Raw genomic sequence first — 16,490 nt, forward strand, 5'->3', positions numbered from 1 at the left:
GGCGGGCGCGAGCAGCTTGTCAGTCCCGGGTCAGTTCCGCCTCGGCTGCCGCCAGAGCCGCGAACTCCTCCTCGGGCGCCGAGGCCACCAGGTGGTGCCGACTGTAGAAGGCGAAGTAGGCGAGGGCGACGGCGTACACCGCCAGTGCGATGAATGCCGCGTCCTTGTCCACCAGGAAGGTGGCGACCAGGGCCGACAGGGCGAGTACGAACGCCACCGTCGAGGTGACCACCCCGCCCGGAGTGCGGTACGGCCGCTCCAGGTTCGGCTCCCGGCGCCGCAGCACGATGTGCGAGAGGGCCATCAGGGCGTACGAGATGGTCGCGCCGAAGACGGCGATGTTGAGCATCCGGGCCCCGTCGCCGGTGGCCGCGGCGAGCGCGAAGCCGATCGCGCCGGGGATGACCAGCCCGAGGTAGGGGGCCTTGCGGCTGCTGGTCAGGGACAGGAAGCGGGGCAGGTAGCCCGCGCGGGAGAGGGCGAAGAGCTGGCGCGAACCGGCGTAGATGAGGGAGAAGAAGGAGGCCACCAGACCGGCCAGGCCCGCGTAGTTGACGAACCGGCTCAGCGTGGTCGGCTCGCCCGCGCCCTCCAGGGCCACCACGAGGGGGTTGCCCGCGTCCTTGACCGCGTCCGCGCCCTGCGCTCCGGTCGCGGCGACGAAGGTGATCAGGGCGAGGAGCGCCAGGACGCCCATGGAGATGGCGAGCGCCCTCGGCATCGAGCGGACCGGGTCCTTGGCCTCCTCGGCGGCCAGCGGCACACCTTCCACACCGAGGAAGAACCACATGCCGAAGGGGAACGCCGCCCAGATGCCGAGGACTCCGTACGGCAGCCAGGAGCTGGACCCCGCCGCGCCCGCGTCGACGGCGATGTCGTCGAGGCCGCTGACGGAGAAGTCGGTGAGCGCGCCGACGGCGAAGATCAGCAGGGCGGCGACGGCGATGGCGGTGACGACGAGGCTGAAGCGCAGCGCCTCGCCCACGCCCCACAGGTGTACGCCGATGAAGACGACGAAGCAGCCGAGGTAGACGGGCCAGCTGGAGGTGAGGCCGAAGAGGCCGAGGGACTCGACGTAGTCGCCGATGAAGATGACGATGGCGGCCGGGGCCAGGATGTACTCGATCAGGATGGCGGTACCGGTGAGGAAGCCGCCCCAGGGGCCGAGCGCGCGCCGGGCGAAGCCGTAGCCGCCGCCCGCGGTGGGCAGGATGGTGGAGAGTTCGGCCAGCGAGAAGACCAGGCAGGCGTACATCGCGCCCATCAGGACGGTGGCGATGGCGAGGCCGCCGAAGCCGCCCTTGCTCAGGCCGACGTTCCAGCCGGAGAAGTCCCCGGAGACGACGTAGGCGACGCCGAGACCGGTCAGCAGCAGCCAGCCCGCGCTGCCGCGGCGCAGGGTGCGGCGTTCCAGGTAGTCGTCCCCGGTTCCGGCTCCGGCCGCCGCTCCGGCCGCGGTTCCGCCTTCGGGGGACGGGGTGGGTCCGGGCACGGCTGACAGCCGTGCCTCGATGTCGTCGGCCATGTGCGCTCCTGCCTAGGGCAATGGTTGTGGGGCGTACCTTTGCCGCAAGGAGGTGGAGCGCGCAAGACCCCTGCGTTAAACGCCGGTTACGAAGACCTCCCCGGGCGGGTGACGGGGATCCGGGCCCGCGCGGGCGCCTTCACGCCAGGAACCCGCGCAGCAGCGCCGCCGTCCCGCCGCAGTGCTCCCGCATTACCTCGCGCGCCGCCTCCGCGTCCCCCTCCAGGACCGACTCCACGACCGCGGTGTGCTGGTGCTGCGAGTGCTCCAGGTTGCGCACCAGCAGCGGGATGCAGTCCAGCAGGTCGTTGACCGTGGCCCGGACGGCCGCGTACTGGGCCGTCAGGGTGGCCGAGCCCGCCAGTTCGCACAGGGTCAGGTGGAAGAGGGTGTCCTGGCGCCGGTAGTCGGCGAGCGGGGCGTCGTGGGTCGCGGCGAGCGCCCCGCGCAGCCGGTCCGCCTGGCCGCCGGTCAGGCCCTGAGCGGCGCACAGTCCGGCCGCGCCGGTCTCCAGCACCTCGCGGAAGCGCAGCGCGTCCTCGATGTCCACGCCCGCGACCCGTCGCCGCAGCTCCTCCTCGGCGCCGCCCGCCGGAGTGTCGGGGCGCGGGAGGACGAAGGTCCCGCCGTAGCGCCCGCGCCGTGCCTCCACCAGGCCCTGGTCCTGGAGTACCTTCAGCACCTCGCGCAGGGTGACCCGGCTGATCCCCATCCGCTCGGCCAACTCGCGCTCCGGCGGCAGCCGTTCGCCGCCGGGCACCAGGCCCAGCCGGACCACCTGGAGGATCTGCTCCAGCGCCTCCTCGAAACCGTTGCCCGCCCGCACCTGACGCAGCACGGGATTCAGCCGCGCGACCGCGCCGTCACCGCCCGCCGTGTTCGCCCCGTTGTTCGCCATGTCGGCCCCTCCCCTTCCCAAGCAATGGTTCTATTCAATACCTTAGGCCCCCTCGGCTCACCGAAGGAGAGATTCCCGTGGTAGACCGCATGCCGCCGCTCGCGCCCGAGGAGCTCCGCGCCCTCGTCGCCGCCGGTGATATCGACACAGTGGTCCTGGCCTTCCCCGACATGCAGGGGCGGCTCCAGGGCAAGCGGTTCGCCGCACAGTTCTTCCTCGACGAGGTCATGTCCCACGGCACCGAGGGCTGCAACTACCTGCTCGCCGTCGACACCGACATGAACACCGTCGACGGCTACGAGATGTCCTCCTGGGACCGGGGCTACGGCGACTTCGCCATGCACCCCGACCTGTCCACCCTGCGCCCCATCCCCTGGAACCCCGGCAGCGCACTGGTCATGGCCGACCTCGCCTGGAACGACGGCTCGCCCGTCGTCGCCGCGCCCCGCCAGATCCTGCGGCGCCAGCTGGCGCGCCTCGCCGAGCACGGTTACACCGCGATGGTCGGCACCGAGCTGGAGTTCATGGTGTTCCAGGACACCTACGAGCAGGCCTGGGACGCCAACTACCGCGGCCTGACCCCGGCCAACCAGTACAACATCGACTATTCCGTCCTCGGCACCGGCCGGATCGAACCGCTGCTGCGCCGGATCCGCAACGAGATGCAGGCCGCGGGCCTGATCGTCGAGTCGGCCAAGGGCGAGTGCAACCTCGGGCAGCACGAGATCGCCTTCCGCTACGACGAGGCCGTCGTCACCTGCGACCAGCACTCCGTGTACAAGACGGGCGCCAAGGAGATCGCCTCCCAGGAAGGCGTCTCGCTCACCTTCATGGCCAAGTACGACGAGCGCGAGGGCAACTCCTGCCACATCCACCTCTCGCTCAACGACGCCGACGGACGCAACGCGATGGCGGCCGAGGGCGACGACGCTCCCGGCGGAATGTCACCGGTGATGCGCCACTTCCTGGCGGGCCAGCTGGCCGCGCTGCGGGACTTCTCCCTTCTCTACGCCCCGAACATCAACTCGTACAAGCGTTTCCGCCCGGGATCCTTCGCGCCGACCGCCGTCGCCTGGGGTGTGGACAACCGCACCTGCGCCCTGCGCGTGGTCGGCCACGGCCGCTCGATGCGCTTCGAGAACCGCCTCCCCGGCGGTGACGTCAACCCGTACCTGGCCGTCGCGGGCCTGGTCGCGGCCGGCCTCTACGGCATCGAGAACCGCCTGGAGCTGCCCGAGTCCTGTACGGGCAACGCCTACACCGCCGACTACGCGCACGTCCCCGCCACCCTGCGCGAGGCCGCCGAGCTGTGGGAGAACAGCGAGATCGCCAAGGCCGCCTTCGGCCCCGAAGTGGTCGCCCACTACCGGAACATGGCCCGTGTCGAACTCGACGCCTACGACTCCGCCGTGACCGACTGGGAGCTGCGCCGTTCCTTCGAACGGCTGTAACCCCGCCCACCCACCGTCCCGTTGGAACCGAGCGAACCACTGAGAGGGCACCACGTGTCATCCGATGCGCTGGACGTACTGAATCCGGCCACCGAGGAGATCGTCGCCACCGTCCCGGCCGCCACACGGGACGATGTCGACGCCGCCGTCGTACGGGCCACCGCGGCCCAGCGCGGCTGGGCCGCAGCCGCCCCCGCCGACCGGGCCCGGCTGCTGCGCCGCTTCGCGGCCGCCGTGGACGGGCACCGCGAGGAGCTCGCCCTGCTGGAGGTCCGCGAGGCGGGCCACACCATCGGCAACGCCCGCTGGGAGGCGGGCAACGTCCGCGACCTGCTCGAATTCGCCGCCGGGGGAGTGGAACGGCTCTCCGGCCGCCAGATCCCCGTCTCCGGCGGCATCGACATCACCTTCCTCGAACCCCTCGGCGTCATCGGCGTGATCGCCCCCTGGAACTTCCCCATGCCGATCGCCGCCTGGGGCCTGGCGCCCGCCCTCGCCGCGGGCAACGCCGTCATCCTCAAACCCGCCGAGACCACCCCCCTCACCGCGCTCCGGCTCGCCGAAATCGCCCTGGAGGCGGGCCTGCCCGAGCACCTCTTCCAAGTGCTGCCGGGACGCGGCCCGGTCGCGGGCGACGCGCTCGTCGAACACCCCGGAGTCGCGAAGATCGTCTTCACCGGCTCCACCGGAGTCGGCAAGCAGATCATGGCCAAGTGCGCCGAACGGGTGAAGCGCGTCACCCTCGAACTCGGCGGCAAGAGCCCCAACATCGTCTTCGCCGACGCCGACCTCGAAGCCGCCGCGGCCGCCGCCCCGATGGCCTTCCTCGACAACACCGGCCAGGACTGCTGTGCCCGCACCCGGATCCTGGTCCAGCGCTCCGTCTACGACCGCTTCCTCGACCTGATCACCCCCGGGATCGAGGGCGTGGTCGTCGGCGACCCGGCCGACGAGAAGACCCAGATGGGCCCGCTGATCTCGCGCGCCCAGCTGGAACGCGTACGGTCCTACGTCACCGACGACCTCACCGCGGTCCGCGGCTCCGCCCCCGAGGGCCCCGGGTTCTGGTACCCGCCCACCCTCGTCACCGGGGCCGGTCCCACCGCCCCCGTCGCCGCCGAGGAGGTCTTCGGCCCGGTCGCCGTCGTCCTGCCCTTCGAAAACGAGGAGGACGCCGTACGGCTGGCCAACGCCACCGAGTACGGGCTCTCCGGCTCCCTGTGGACCCGCGACGTGGGCCGCGCGCTGCGCGTCTCGCGCGCCGTCGCCGCGGGCAACCTCTCCGTCAACTCCCACAGCAGCGTGCGCTACTGGACCCCCTTCGGCGGATACAAGCAGTCCGGCCTCGGCCGGGAACTGGGACCCGACGCCCTCACCGCGTTCACCGAGACCAAGAACGTCTTCATCAGCACGGAGGCCTGAACCACATGACCGCCCAGCACACCGAAGAGTCCGTCTGCCGCCGACTGGTCGGCCGTACCGCCGTCATCACCGGAGCCGGAAGCGGCATCGGCCTCGCCACCGCCCGCCGCCTCGCCTCCGAAGGCGCCAACGTCGTCTGCGGCGACATCGACGAAACGGCGGGCAAGGCCGCCGCCGAAGAGGTCGGCGGCACCTTCGTGAAGGTCGACGTCACCAGCCCCGAGCAGGTCGAGGCCCTCTTCAAGACCGCCTTCGACACCTACGGCTCCGTCGACATCGCCTTCAACAACGCGGGCATCTCGCCCCCGGACGACGACTCGATCCTCACCACCGGCCTGGAGGCCTGGAAGCGGGTCCAGGACGTCAACCTCACCTCCGTCTACCTGTGCTGCAAGGCCGCCCTGCCCTACATGCAGCGCCAGGGCCGGGGCTCCATCATCAACACCGCCTCCTTCGTCGCGATCATGGGCGCCGCCACCTCCCAGATCTCCTACACCGCCTCCAAGGGCGGGGTCCTGGCCATGTCCCGCGAACTGGGCGTCCAGTTCGCCCGCGAGGGCATCCGCGTCAACGCCCTGTGCCCGGGACCCGTCAACACCCCGCTGCTCCAGGAACTGTTCGCCAAGGACCCCGAGCGCGCCGCGCGCCGCCTCGTGCACATCCCGGTCGGCCGCTTCGCCGAGCCCACCGAGATCGCCGCCGCCGTCGCCTTCCTCGCCAGCGACGACTCCTCCTTCGTCAACGCCACCGACTTCCTGGTCGACGGCGGCATCGCGGGCGCGTACGTCACCCCCCTGTAGAGCGCGGCCCCCCGGGTCCGCCCCGAGCGTTCACCTGGACCGCACCACCCCGGCAGCCGGGCGTCGCACCACCCCCCGCTGCCGAGCACCAACGGCCGCGACGATCTTCGTCAGAAACAGGAGCGTTCACCTCAGTGACCCACCTCACCGCCCGACGGCTCCAGGCCGTCGGAGCCGCCGCCGCGATCGCCGCGGGCGCCCTCGTCGCCGCCGCGCCCGCCGCCCAGGCCGCACGGCCCGGCGCCCACTGCACCACCCCCGCCATCGGCGCGGGCTGGTACGGGGACAACCAGGCCCGGCTCCAGCAGCTGATCGACCAGTACGGCACCTGCAACCCGTACCGCCCCAGCCGCGACAAGCCCGTCGCCGTCTTCGACTGGGACAACACCGTCGTCAAGAACGACGTCGGCGACGCGACCATGTTCTGGCTGCTGCGCCACGGCAAGATCCGCCAGCCCGCCCGCGGCGACTGGCGCACCACCAGCCGCTACCTCACCCCGGCCGCCGCCTCGGCGCTCGCCGCCGCCTGCGGCCCGCTCGCCCGCCCCGGCGCCCCGCTGCCCACCGGCACCGGCGCCCCCGGGGCCGTCCGCTGCGCCGACGAGATCAACTCCGTCTACGGCAGCGCCACCACCACGGCCGGAGCCGCCGCCTTCGCCGGCTGGGACCGCCGCACCATCGAGCCCGCCTACGCCTGGCTGCCCCAGCTGACCCAGGGCTACACCGCCCGCGAGGTCCGCTCCTTCGCCGCCGCCGCGCGCACCGAGAACCTCGCCGCGTCCATCGGCGCCACCCAGCGCGTCGGCAGCGCCACCGCCACCGGCTGGGTGCGCTACTACGACCAGCAGAAGGACCTCATCAGCGCTCTCAGGAAGGCCGGATTCGACGTCTGGATCAGCTCGGCCTCACCGCAGCCGGTGGTCGAGACCTGGGCCGCGGGCGTCGGCGTCGCCGCCGACCACGTCATCGGCATCCGCAACACCACGACGTACGACGGGAAGTTCACCGCGCACCTCCAGGGCTGCGGCTCCGTGCGCGACGGCGACGACTCGATGATCACGTACGTCGACGGCAAGCGCTGCTGGATCAACAAGGAGATCTTCGGCGTGCGCGGCCCGGCGGCCGAGAAGGTCCAGCCCGCGGCCCGCCGCCAGGTCTTCGCCGCCGGTGACTCCGACACCGACGTCTCGTTCCTGCGCGACGCGACCGCCCTGCGACTGGTCCTGAACCGCAACAAGAACGAGCTCATGTGCCGGGCCTACGACAACAGCGACGGCCGCTGGATCGTCAACCCGATGTTCATCGAGCCCAAGAAGCAGAAGACCACCCAGTACCCCTGCTCCACCACCGGCTACACCGGGCACGACGGAACGGCCGGCCCGGTGCGCCGCGGTGACACCAGCGTCGTCCCGGACCAGACGGACTCCGTCTACTGACCGGGTCCGGATCAGAGGAAGGTGCGGCCCTCGCCCCGGTACGTCGGGACGGTGGCCGTCACCCGGTCGCCCTCGACGAGGTGCAGCTCCTCGAACCGCTCGCACAGCTCCCCGGCCTTCGCGTGCCGGAACCACACCCGGTCACCGATCAGCAGGTCGTCCGCCGGGGCGCCGAGCAGCGGGGTCTGCACCTCGCCCGCGCCCTCCTGCGGGTCGTAGCGCAGACCCTGCGGCAGGTACGGCTCCGGCAGCCGGTCGGCGCCCGCCGCCCCCGACGCCGGATAGCCGCCGCCCAGTACGGTGATCACGCCCACTCCGGGCCGCCGCACCACCGGCTGGGCGAACAGGGCCGCCGGACGGCCCCGGAACGACGTGTAGTTGTCGAACAGCCGCGGTACGTACAGACCCGACCCGGCGGCGATCTCCGTCACCGCGTCCTCGGCGGCCGTCTGCTGCACACTGCCCGTGCCGCCGCCGTTGACGAACTCCAGCTCACCGACGACCGCGCGCACCGCCCGTACCGCCGCCGCGCGGCGCACCGCCAGCTCCTTGCGGGCCGTGGCCTGCATCAACCGGATCGCCCGCGAGCGCAGCGGGCGCCCCGCCAAGGCGTCACCGACCCCGGCCACATGGCCCTCGTACCCCATCAGGCCGACCACCCGGAAGCCGGGGCGCGCGGCCACCGTGCGGGCCAGCTCCGCCAGCTGGGCGGGTTCGCGCAGCGGGGAGCGGCGCGCGCCGACCCGTATCCGGCCGCCCAACAGGTGCAGGGCGGTGTCCAGTTCGAGGCAGACCCGGATCTGCTCGGCCCCGCCGTCGCGGGAGCGGTCGATCAGGTCGAGCTGCCCGGGGTCGTCGACCATCACGGTGACGGTGGCGGCCAGCTTCGGATCGGCGGCCAGCTCGGCGAACCCGGCGCGGTCGGCGCTGGGGTAGGCGAGGAGTACGTCCTCGAAGCCGGACCGGGCCAGCCAGAGCGACTCGGCGAGCGTGTAGGACATGATCCCGGCGAACCCGGGCCGGGCCAGGACCCGTTCGAGCAGCGCCCGGCACCGTACCGACTTGCTCGCGACCCGGACCGGCTTCCCGCCCGCGCGGCGCACGAGGTCGTCGGCGTTGGCATCGAACGCGTCGAGATCCACGAGGGCCAGCGGCGCGTCGAGGTGGGCGGTGGCCCGGTCGTAACGGGCCCGATCGGCGGCGGGGGAAGTCATGGGCGCAGCTTGCCACGGGCGTTTACCGGTGGGTAGTACCTCCGCCCCCTCCGTCTCGCACGGGGGCGCCCCCGCCTGACGGGGCCGGTCGGGCCCGGCCGACCGATCCCGGCGCCCGCTCCCCGGGAGGTCGGTCGGCCGCAGGAGGCACTGTCGCGGCGCCGTAGAGTACGGGCAGGCACCCGCAGGCACGGCACGGTACGGAACGGGGGCGGAGCCGCCGGATGACCATGTCCGACCGAGAGACCGAGACCGCCCCGCCCTCGGAGCCGGGCGGCCCCGGCGACCCGCGCGCGATGAGCTGGGACCCTCTCGCACCCGAACTCCCCGCGGCCCGTCACGGATGCGCGCGCCGCGTCACCGCCGCGCTCTGCGCCGCCGCCGGGCTGGCCCTGATCGCGGGCGCCGCCTCCGGGCTCTGGTCCGAGCACCGGGAACGCTCCCGCCCCCCGACCCCCGCCGAGGCGTACCGCACGGCCGGCTCCCTCTGGCGGGAGACCCCGGTCGACACCCTCCTGCCGCCCGCCCTCGACGGCCGCGGCGCCGGACCCGGCGGGTCCGACCGGACGTGGACCCGCGTCGCCCTCGCCCCCGACGCCACCTGCGCCGCCGCCCTGCCCCCCGACTGGCAGGCCCGGTTCGCCGCGACCGGCTGCACCCGCGTGCTGCGCGCCACCTACACCGACGCCACCCGCAGCTCCCTGATCACCGTCGGCATGGTCTTCACCCCCGCCGACCCGACCGCGATGGCGGCCCTGCGCGAGCGGCCACCGGTCCCGCCCGGCTACGGCTTCGCCGACGCGCAGCGCGCCGCCTGGACGGTGTCCGTCCTCCCCGAGGCGCCCGTACTCCTCTACGCCGTCTCCGCCTTCGCGGACGGCCGCCCGGTGCCCGAGCCGCGCCCCGCCGAGGACGCGGTCAAGAAGGAGGACACCGGCGCCGTGGCCCGGGCGGGCCTCGGCCACGAGGCGAAGGGCGTCGCCGACCGGATAGAGCGCGCCGTCCGCGCCCTGGCCGCCCCGCGGCCCGCCCCCACCGCCCTCGCCACCGCCACCCGCACGGAGCCGCCCCGATGACCCTGCCCGCCCGCGCGGCCTCGGTCACCGCCGTCTTCGCCCTCGCCCTCGGCTGCGCCGCCCTCACCGCCCCGCCCGCCGCCGCCGACGCCATCCGCGACCGCCAGTGGGGTCTGACCGCGCTGCGCGCCGAGGAGGCCTGGGGCACCACCCGGGGCGCGGGGATCACCGTGGCCGTCCTGGACACCGGGGTCGACGCCACCCACCCCGACCTGGCGGGCCAGGTCCTGGAGGGCACCGACCTCATCGGCATGGGCGCCTCACGCGGCGACCGGGCCTGGGCCCGCCACGGCACCGCCATGGCCGGGGTGATCGCCGGGCACGGCCACGGCGCCAACGGCGGACAGGGCGTCCTCGGCATCGCACCACAGGCCAGGATCCTGCCGGTCCGGGTGATCCTGGAGGAGGGCGACCCCGGCCGGGCGAAGGCCCGCGAGAGCAAGGGCGGCGCCCTCGCCGACGGCATCCGCTGGGCCGCCGACCACGGCGCCGACGTGATCAACATGTCCCTCGGCGACGACAGCCAGTCCGCCCACCACGAGGCCGCCGAGGACGAGGCCGTCCAGTACGCGCTGGCCAAGGGCGTCGTCGTGGTCGCCTCGGCGGGCAACGGCGGCGAGCAGGGCGACCACACCTCGTACCCTGCGGCCTACCCCGGCGTGATCGCGGTCACCGCCGTCGACCGCAAGGGCGCCAAGGCCTCCTTCTCCACCCGCAACTGGTACGCCACCGTCGCCGCCCCCGGCGTCGACATCGTCATCGCCGACCCCGATCGCGGCTACTACGAGGGCTGGGGCACCAGCGCCGCCGCGGCCTCCGTCTCCGGTGTGGTGGCGCTCGTACGCTCCGCGCACCCCACGCTGTCCCCGGCCCAGATCAAGAAGCTGCTGGAGGACACCGCCTCGGACGCCCCGCGCGGCGGCCGGGACGACGCGCGCGGGCACGGGCTGGTCGACCCGGTCGCGGCCCTCCAGGCGGCGGACGCGCTGCGGGCGCAGCCGGCCGCGCCGACCCCGGTCCCGGCCGCCGGCCGCTACTTCGGCCCCGGTCCCGCGCCGGTACGTCCCCCCACGAGCCGCACCCGCTACGCCGCCCCCGCCGCGGCGGGGGCCGGGGTGCTGCTGCTCGTGCTGTCCGGCGTACTGCTCCGGCGCCGCCGCCCCCGGCGGGCGCCGGACGCCGAGGCCCCGGGCGGGATATAAGGTCGGGTAACTGTGGCCCAGAAGAACATTCCAGACCCCGGTTTCTCCGACGACGACGGCACCGCCGACCCCCGGCTGAGCGCGGCCCTCGCCGCGTGGGCCGAGGACAGAACGCGGGAGCCGCAGGTGCTGGCGGCCCTCAAGGGCGCCCGCCTCCTCGTCCCCGTCGTCGCCGTCCTCGGCGAGGTGGAGACCGACCCGCAGACCGGGCTGAAGCGCGAGAAGACCAGCGACATGGCCGTCCCCACCCTCAAGGCGGGGGACCGGCGGGCGCTGCCCGCCTTCACCTCGATCGCGGCCCTCGCCCGGTGGGACCCGACGGCCCGGCCCGTGGCCGTACCGCTGCACCAGGCGCTCGCGGCGCTCGCGCACGAGAAGGCCGACACGCTCCTGCTCGACGTGGCGGGCCCGGTGACCTACCAGCTGACCGGCTCGGCGCTGCTCGCGGCGGCCGAGGGCCGCACCGACGCGGGTCCGCTCGCCGACCCCTCGGTCACCGAGGCGGTACGGGCGGCGGTGGCCGGGACCCCGGCGGTGCTGCGGTCCTACCTGGGCCCGGGCGGCGCCGACGCGGACGGCACCCTGGCCGTCGTCCTGGCCGAGGGCGCGGACCCGGCGCGGAGCGCGCGCGCCCTCGCCGAGGCCCTGGCGGCGGACGAGACCCTGCGGGCCCGGCTGGTGCGCGGACTGGACCTGGCGCTGCTGCCGCCGGACGCGCCGGCCCCGGGCGAGCCCCTCTTCGTACGCCGGTAGAACGAGAAGGCCCCGGTGCCATCACCCCTGAACGCTCAGGGGTGATGGCACCGGGGCCTCGTGCCGCGCGGCTCAGCCGAAGACGGGACCCGTGAACTTCTCGCCCGGCCCCTGGCCCGGCTCGTCCGGGACCAGCGAGGCCTCGCGGAAGGCGAGCTGGAGCGACTTCAGGCCGTCCCGCAGCGGGGCGGCGTGGAAGGAGCTGATCTCGGTGGCGCTGGCGGTGACCAGCCCGGCCAGGGCCGTGATCAGCTTGCGGGCCTCGTCGAGGTCCTTGTGCTCGGAGTCCGGCTTGTCCAGGCCCAGGTTGACCGCGGCGGCGCTGAGCAGGTGCACGGCCACCGTGGTGATCACCTCGACCGCGGGCACGTCCGCGATGTCGCGGGTCATGGCGTCGTAGTCGGGAGCCTGGTCGGCTCCGGTGGTCTCGGGGGGCGTCGCGTCAGTCATGCCTTCACGATAAGCCGAGGCCGCAGGGGGTACGGACCGGGCCCCCGCCCGGGGTGTTCCCGGCCGGGTTAGCGTCTGGGAAGACCCCTTGCTATATTGGGGTCACCAGACCGGCTGAGCACGCATGTGCCCGGCCCACAAGTGGAGGCTCCGTACTCCCACCTGATCGTCCCCCAGGACGGTAGGTCACCGGTCAGGGCGGTATCCATCGTTCCGTACGGACGATGGGAATTCGCCTGATGCTGCGCCCCGCGATGTTGTGATGCGGTGGTGTTCCGGTATTTCCATGGAGCCCCGCCTGTGTCCCGTCCCGGGGCATTTTTCATGTTCCGGTTCGGTTGGTCTCACGTCAGAGACGTTACGCGGCTGTCTGCCAGGCGGCCGTGTGGTGGTGCAACCGAGGAGGATCCATCAGCACCGAGCCCCGCATCAACGACCGGATTCGCGTTCCCGAGGTACGACTTGTCGGTCCGAGTGGCGAGCAGGTCGGCATCGTGCCGCTCGCGAAGGCGCTTGAACTCGCACAGGAGTACGACCTCGACCTGGTCGAGGTAGCGGCGTCCGCCAGGCCGCCGGTCTGCAAGCTCATGGACTACGGCAAGTTCAAGTACGAGTCGGCCATGAAGGCCCGTGAGGCGCGCAAGAACCAGGCGCACACGGTCATCAAGGAGATGAAGCTCCGGCCGAAGATCGACCCGCACGACTATGACACCAAGAAGGGTCACGTCGTCCGGTTCCTCAAGCAGGGCGACAAGGTCAAGATCACGATCATGTTCCGTGGTCGTGAGCAGTCCCGCCCGGAACTGGGCTACCGACTGCTGCAGCGTCTGGCCTCGGACGTCGAGGACCTCGGGTTCATCGAGTCGAACCCGAAGCAGGACGGCCGAAACATGATCATGGTTCTCGGTCCGCACAAGAAGAAGACCGAGGCGATGGCCGAGGCCCGTGAGGCGCAGGCCGCCCGCAAGGCCGAGCGTCAGGGCCTTTCCGCCACGGACGACGGTTCCGAGGACGAGTTCCTCGCGGACGAGACCGCGGCCGACGAGGTCCCCGAAGCCGAGGTCGCCGAAGCCGAGGCCGCCGAAGCCGAGGCCGCCGAAGCCGAGGCCCCCGCCGAGGCTCCTGCCAAGGCCGCCTCCACCGAGGCTCCTGCCGAGGCCTGAGTCCGGAGCAGCCCGCTCCGGACTCAACCGACACTATTGACGCTCCCGCCAGCCCGGCCAGCCGGACCGGTGGGAGCGCCACCGACGAGGAGATAACGGCGCTATGCCGAAGAACAAGACGCACAGCGGTTCCAAGAAGCGCTTCAAGATCACCGGCACCGGCAAGGTGCTCCGTGAGCGCGCCGGCAAGCGTCACCTGCTCGAGCACAAGTCGTCCCGTGTCACCCGCCGCCTCACCGGCACCGCGGAGATGGCCCCCGGCGACGCCGCGAAGATCAAGAAGCTTCTCGGCAAGTGACGTTCTCCCGCTCCCCGTCCGTGGGAGCGGGACGTCAGGACCGGGACCCCATCGAATTCGGGCCGTGTGAAGACAACCACGGCCCTGTTACAAGGAGTACACAGTGGCACGCGTCAAGCGGGCAGTAAACGCTCACAAGAAGCGCCGGGCGATCCTCGAGGCCGCCAAGGGTTACCGCGGTCAGCGCTCGCGCCTGTACCGCAAGGCCAAGGAGCAGGTCACCCACTCCCTGGTCTACAACTTCAACGACCGCAAGAAGCGCAAGGGCGACTTCCGTCGGCTGTGGATCCAGCGCATCAACGCCGCTGCCCGCCAGAACGGCATGACGTACAACCGCCTCATCCAGGGTCTGAACGCCGCCAACATCGAGGTGGACCGCAAGATCCTCGCCGAGCTGGCCGTCAACGACGCCAACGCGTTCGCCGCGCTGGTCGAGGTCGCCCAGAAGGCGCTTCCGGCCGACGTCAACGCCCCGAAGGTCGCTGCCTAAGCAGTCCGACCCTCACGAGCCCTCACCGGCTCCCCAGCCTTCACTGGCTACCGCCCGGACCCGCAGGCCGTACGTGCCTGCGGGTCCGGTGCGTTGACCAGCTGTTTCGATCTGTTTCGACCCGCAGTACGTACGGAAGTGAGCCGACCGCCATGGGTACTCCCGCCCCCGCCGAGCTGATCTCCCCGCGATCCCCCCGGGTGGCCGCCGCACGGCGCCTGGCGCGCCGCAACTTCCGTACCAAGGAGCGCCGCTTCATCGCCGAGGGCCCGCAGGCCGTCCGTGAGGCCGCCGAGCACCGCGGCGCGGCGGGCGCGACCCTGATCGAGCTGTTCGTGACCGTCGAGGCCGCCGAGCGCTACGACGACATCGTCGAGGCGGCGCTCGCCGCCGGGGCGCGCGTGCACTACGCCTCCGACGAGACGCTCGCCGAGGTCTCCCAGACCGTCACCCCGCAGGGCCTGGTCGGGGTCTGCCACTTCCTGGACACCTCCTTCGAAGAGGTCCTCAAGGCGGGTCCCAGGCTGGTCGCCGTCCTCGCGCACGTCCGCGACCCCGGGAACGCGGGCACCGTACTGCGCTGCGCCGACGCCGCCGGAGCGGACGCGGTGGTCCTCACCGACGCCTCCGTGGACCTCTACAACCCCAAGTCCGTACGGGCCTCCGTGGGCTCCCTCTTCCACCTGCCGGTGGCCGTGGGCGTCCCCGTCGAGCAGGCCGTCGAAGGGCTGCGCGCGGCGGGCGTGCGCATCCTGGCCGCCGACGGGGCGGGCGAGGACGACCTCGACGCCGAGCTGGACGCGGGCACCATGGGCGGCCCCTCGGCGTGGGTGTTCGGCAACGAGGCCTGGGGCCTGCCGGAGGAGACCCGCGCGCTCGCGGACGCCGTCGTGCGCGTCCCGATCCACGGCAAGGCGGAAAGCCTCAACCTCGCCACGGCCGCCGCCGTGTGCCTCTACGCTTCCGCGCGTGCACAGCGGGCGCCCGGAGGGTGCCGCTCCGTGACCCCCAGCTAGTAATGTGGCGCCCCGGGGGCCCACTGCGCCGACCGGAGATGTGGGGTACGGGGACATGACCGTCGGTACGAACAGCTCGCCGCGGGAGGCCACCGACGCGTCGGCCCCGCCCCAGCGGGGCGGCGGACGCGCGGCCGCGGCCCTCGTGGGCGCCGGTCCGGGCGACGCGTCCGGCGCGGGCTTCGGGATCGACCCCGACGACCTCCCCGACGGGCTGGTCGTCGCCGACCACGCCGGGCGGGTCATCTGCTTCAACCGGGCCGCCGCCCGGATCACCGCCGTCGACCCCGGCAAGGCCCTCGGCGACCGGATCGAGCGCGCGCTGCCCCTGGAGGACCTGGAGGGCCGCCGCTGGTGGACGCTCACCGACCCCTACGGCGGCCTCGCCACCCGGCGCGGGCAGCCCGAGCGCAACCTGCTGCTCCCCGGAGGCCGCGAGGTCCTCGTCTCCGCCCACTACGTCCGTACGCACCCCACCGGACCGCTCAGCCGCCTTGTGGTGAGCCTGCGTGGCACCGAGGCCCGGCGGCGCACCGAGCGCAGCCACGCCGAGCTGATCGCCACCGTCGCGCACGAGCTGCGCTCCCCGCTCACCTCCGTCAAGGGGTTCACCGCCACCCTGCTGGCGAAGTGGGAACGGTTCACGGACGACCAGAAGCGCCTCATGCTGGAGACCGTCGACGCCGACGCCAACCGGGTCACCCGGCTGATCGCCGAGCTGCTCGACATCTCCCGGATCGACTCCGGACGGCTGGAGGTGCGCCGCCAGCCCGTGGACATCGCCACCGCCGTGGCCCGGCACGTCCAGGCGCTCATCGCGAACGGCCAGGCCCCCGACCGCTTCTTCGTGCGGGTCGCGAGCCCGCTCCCCGACCTGTGGGCCGACCCCGACAAGATCGACCAGATCCTCGGGAACCTGCTGGAAAATGCGGTGCGGCACGGCGAGGGAACGGTCACCATCGAGGTGGCACCCGCTCCCGCCGGTGCCACCGCGACCAAGAACGACAACGAGATGGGTACGGCCGTCACCGTGACCGACGAAGGCCCCGGCATCCCCGAGGACTCCATGCGCCGCGTCTTCACCCGCTTCTGGCGGGGCAGCAAGCGCGGCGGCACCGGTCTGGGCCTGTACATCGTCAAAGGCATCGTGGAAGCCCACGGCGGCACCATCACGGTCGGGCGCGGCCCCGGCGGCGGCGCCGAATTCCGATTTATCCTGCCCGTCGCCGCCCCGGCGTACCTCACGCAGTAGCCCTGCGGAGCGTCTCGTCAGGCGGCCCTCGGGCCCCTTCACCC

16 protein-coding genes are annotated in these 16,490 nt (G+C 72.8%); 12 read left to right on the forward strand and 4 right to left on the reverse strand.

Annotation, left to right across the window (positions count from 1 at the left end):
• Positions 1-19: 19 nt before the first annotated feature.
• Both eat and QMF80_RS12540 read right to left on the reverse strand, forming a co-directional pair.
• Positions 20-1,525 carry an ethanolamine permease gene (eat, locus tag QMF80_RS12535; protein WP_283452541.1) on the reverse strand — a complete coding sequence of 502 codons (1,506 nt, stop codon included), beginning with the start codon at positions 1,523-1,525 and terminating at the stop codon, positions 20-22.
• Positions 1,526-1,664: 139 nt separating this feature from the next.
• Positions 1,665-2,423 carry a FadR/GntR family transcriptional regulator gene (locus QMF80_RS12540; RefSeq protein WP_283452543.1) on the reverse strand — a complete coding sequence of 253 codons (759 nt, stop codon included), beginning with the start codon at positions 2,421-2,423 and terminating at the stop codon, positions 1,665-1,667.
• Between the two features lie 77 nt (positions 2,424-2,500).
• Here QMF80_RS12540 and QMF80_RS12545 point away from each other — a divergent pair, with 77 nt between their 5' ends.
• The 4 genes from QMF80_RS12545 (at position 2,501) to QMF80_RS12560 (ending at position 7,532) form a co-directional block, all read left to right on the forward strand.
• A complete protein-coding gene (locus QMF80_RS12545; protein WP_283452545.1) occupies positions 2,501-3,874 on the forward strand; it encodes a glutamine synthetase family protein in 1,374 nt (457 codons plus the stop codon).
• Between the two features lie 54 nt (positions 3,875-3,928).
• Complete coding sequence (locus QMF80_RS12550; RefSeq protein WP_283452547.1) at positions 3,929-5,296, forward strand: aldehyde dehydrogenase family protein; 1,368 nt, start codon at positions 3,929-3,931, stop codon at positions 5,294-5,296.
• A gap of 5 nt (positions 5,297-5,301) precedes the next feature.
• A complete protein-coding gene (locus tag QMF80_RS12555) occupies positions 5,302-6,096 on the forward strand; it encodes a 3-oxoacyl-ACP reductase (protein WP_283452548.1) in 795 nt (264 codons plus the stop codon).
• Between the two features lie 134 nt (positions 6,097-6,230).
• Complete coding sequence (locus tag QMF80_RS12560; RefSeq protein WP_283452550.1) at positions 6,231-7,532, forward strand: haloacid dehalogenase-like hydrolase; 1,302 nt, start codon at positions 6,231-6,233, stop codon at positions 7,530-7,532.
• An 11-nt stretch (positions 7,533-7,543) separates the two neighbouring features.
• On the opposite strand, the gene QMF80_RS12565 is transcribed toward QMF80_RS12560, so the two are convergent.
• Positions 7,544-8,746: an amino acid deaminase/aldolase gene (locus tag QMF80_RS12565; RefSeq protein WP_283452552.1), complete on the reverse strand. Its 1,203-nt coding sequence runs from the start codon at positions 8,744-8,746 to the stop codon at positions 7,544-7,546.
• A 224-nt stretch (positions 8,747-8,970) separates the two neighbouring features.
• Between QMF80_RS12565 and QMF80_RS12570 the strand changes: the two genes are divergently transcribed.
• From QMF80_RS12570 to QMF80_RS12580, 3 genes are read left to right on the forward strand one after another with little or no spacing between them, the layout of a single operon-like run.
• A complete protein-coding gene (locus tag QMF80_RS12570) occupies positions 8,971-9,822 on the forward strand; it encodes a hypothetical protein (protein ID WP_283452554.1) in 852 nt (283 codons plus the stop codon).
• Positions 9,819-11,024, forward strand: a complete 1,206-nt coding sequence (mycP, locus tag QMF80_RS12575) for a type VII secretion-associated serine protease mycosin (RefSeq protein ID WP_283452556.1) — start codon at positions 9,819-9,821, stop codon at positions 11,022-11,024. Before QMF80_RS12570 ends, mycP begins: the two co-directional genes overlap by 4 nt.
• Positions 11,025-11,036: 12 nt before the next feature.
• Positions 11,037-11,777, forward strand: coding sequence for an SseB family protein (locus QMF80_RS12580; RefSeq protein ID WP_283452558.1), 741 nt, complete (start codon positions 11,037-11,039; stop codon positions 11,775-11,777).
• Positions 11,778-11,849: 72 nt separating this feature from the next.
• On the opposite strand, the gene QMF80_RS12585 is transcribed toward QMF80_RS12580, so the two are convergent.
• On the reverse strand, positions 11,850-12,227 hold the full coding sequence (locus QMF80_RS12585) for a DUF1844 domain-containing protein (RefSeq protein WP_283452560.1): 378 nt from the start codon (positions 12,225-12,227) through the stop codon (positions 11,850-11,852).
• A gap of 410 nt (positions 12,228-12,637) precedes the next feature.
• Here QMF80_RS12585 and infC point away from each other — a divergent pair, with 410 nt between their 5' ends.
• From infC to QMF80_RS12610, 5 genes are all read left to right on the forward strand, one after another.
• Positions 12,638-13,390, forward strand: a complete 753-nt coding sequence (gene infC / locus QMF80_RS12590; RefSeq protein ID WP_283452658.1) for a translation initiation factor IF-3 — start codon at positions 12,638-12,640, stop codon at positions 13,388-13,390.
• 103 nt (positions 13,391-13,493) lie between these two features.
• On the forward strand, positions 13,494-13,688 hold the full coding sequence (rpmI, locus tag QMF80_RS12595) for a 50S ribosomal protein L35 (RefSeq protein WP_283452561.1): 195 nt from the start codon (positions 13,494-13,496) through the stop codon (positions 13,686-13,688).
• A 103-nt stretch (positions 13,689-13,791) separates the two neighbouring features.
• A complete protein-coding gene (gene rplT / locus QMF80_RS12600; protein WP_214948116.1) occupies positions 13,792-14,178 on the forward strand; it encodes a 50S ribosomal protein L20 in 387 nt (128 codons plus the stop codon).
• Positions 14,179-14,330: 152 nt separating this feature from the next.
• Positions 14,331-15,194: a TrmH family RNA methyltransferase gene (locus tag QMF80_RS12605; protein WP_283452565.1), complete on the forward strand. Its 864-nt coding sequence runs from the start codon at positions 14,331-14,333 to the stop codon at positions 15,192-15,194.
• Between the two features lie 55 nt (positions 15,195-15,249).
• On the forward strand, positions 15,250-16,446 hold the full coding sequence (locus QMF80_RS12610; RefSeq protein WP_283452567.1) for a sensor histidine kinase: 1,197 nt from the start codon (positions 15,250-15,252) through the stop codon (positions 16,444-16,446).
• Positions 16,447-16,490: the final 44 nt, after the last annotated feature.

Origin of the sequence: Streptomyces sp. G-G2 (assembly GCF_030063135.1) — a bacterium.
Lineage (GTDB): Bacteria > Actinomycetota > Actinomycetes > Streptomycetales > Streptomycetaceae > Streptomyces.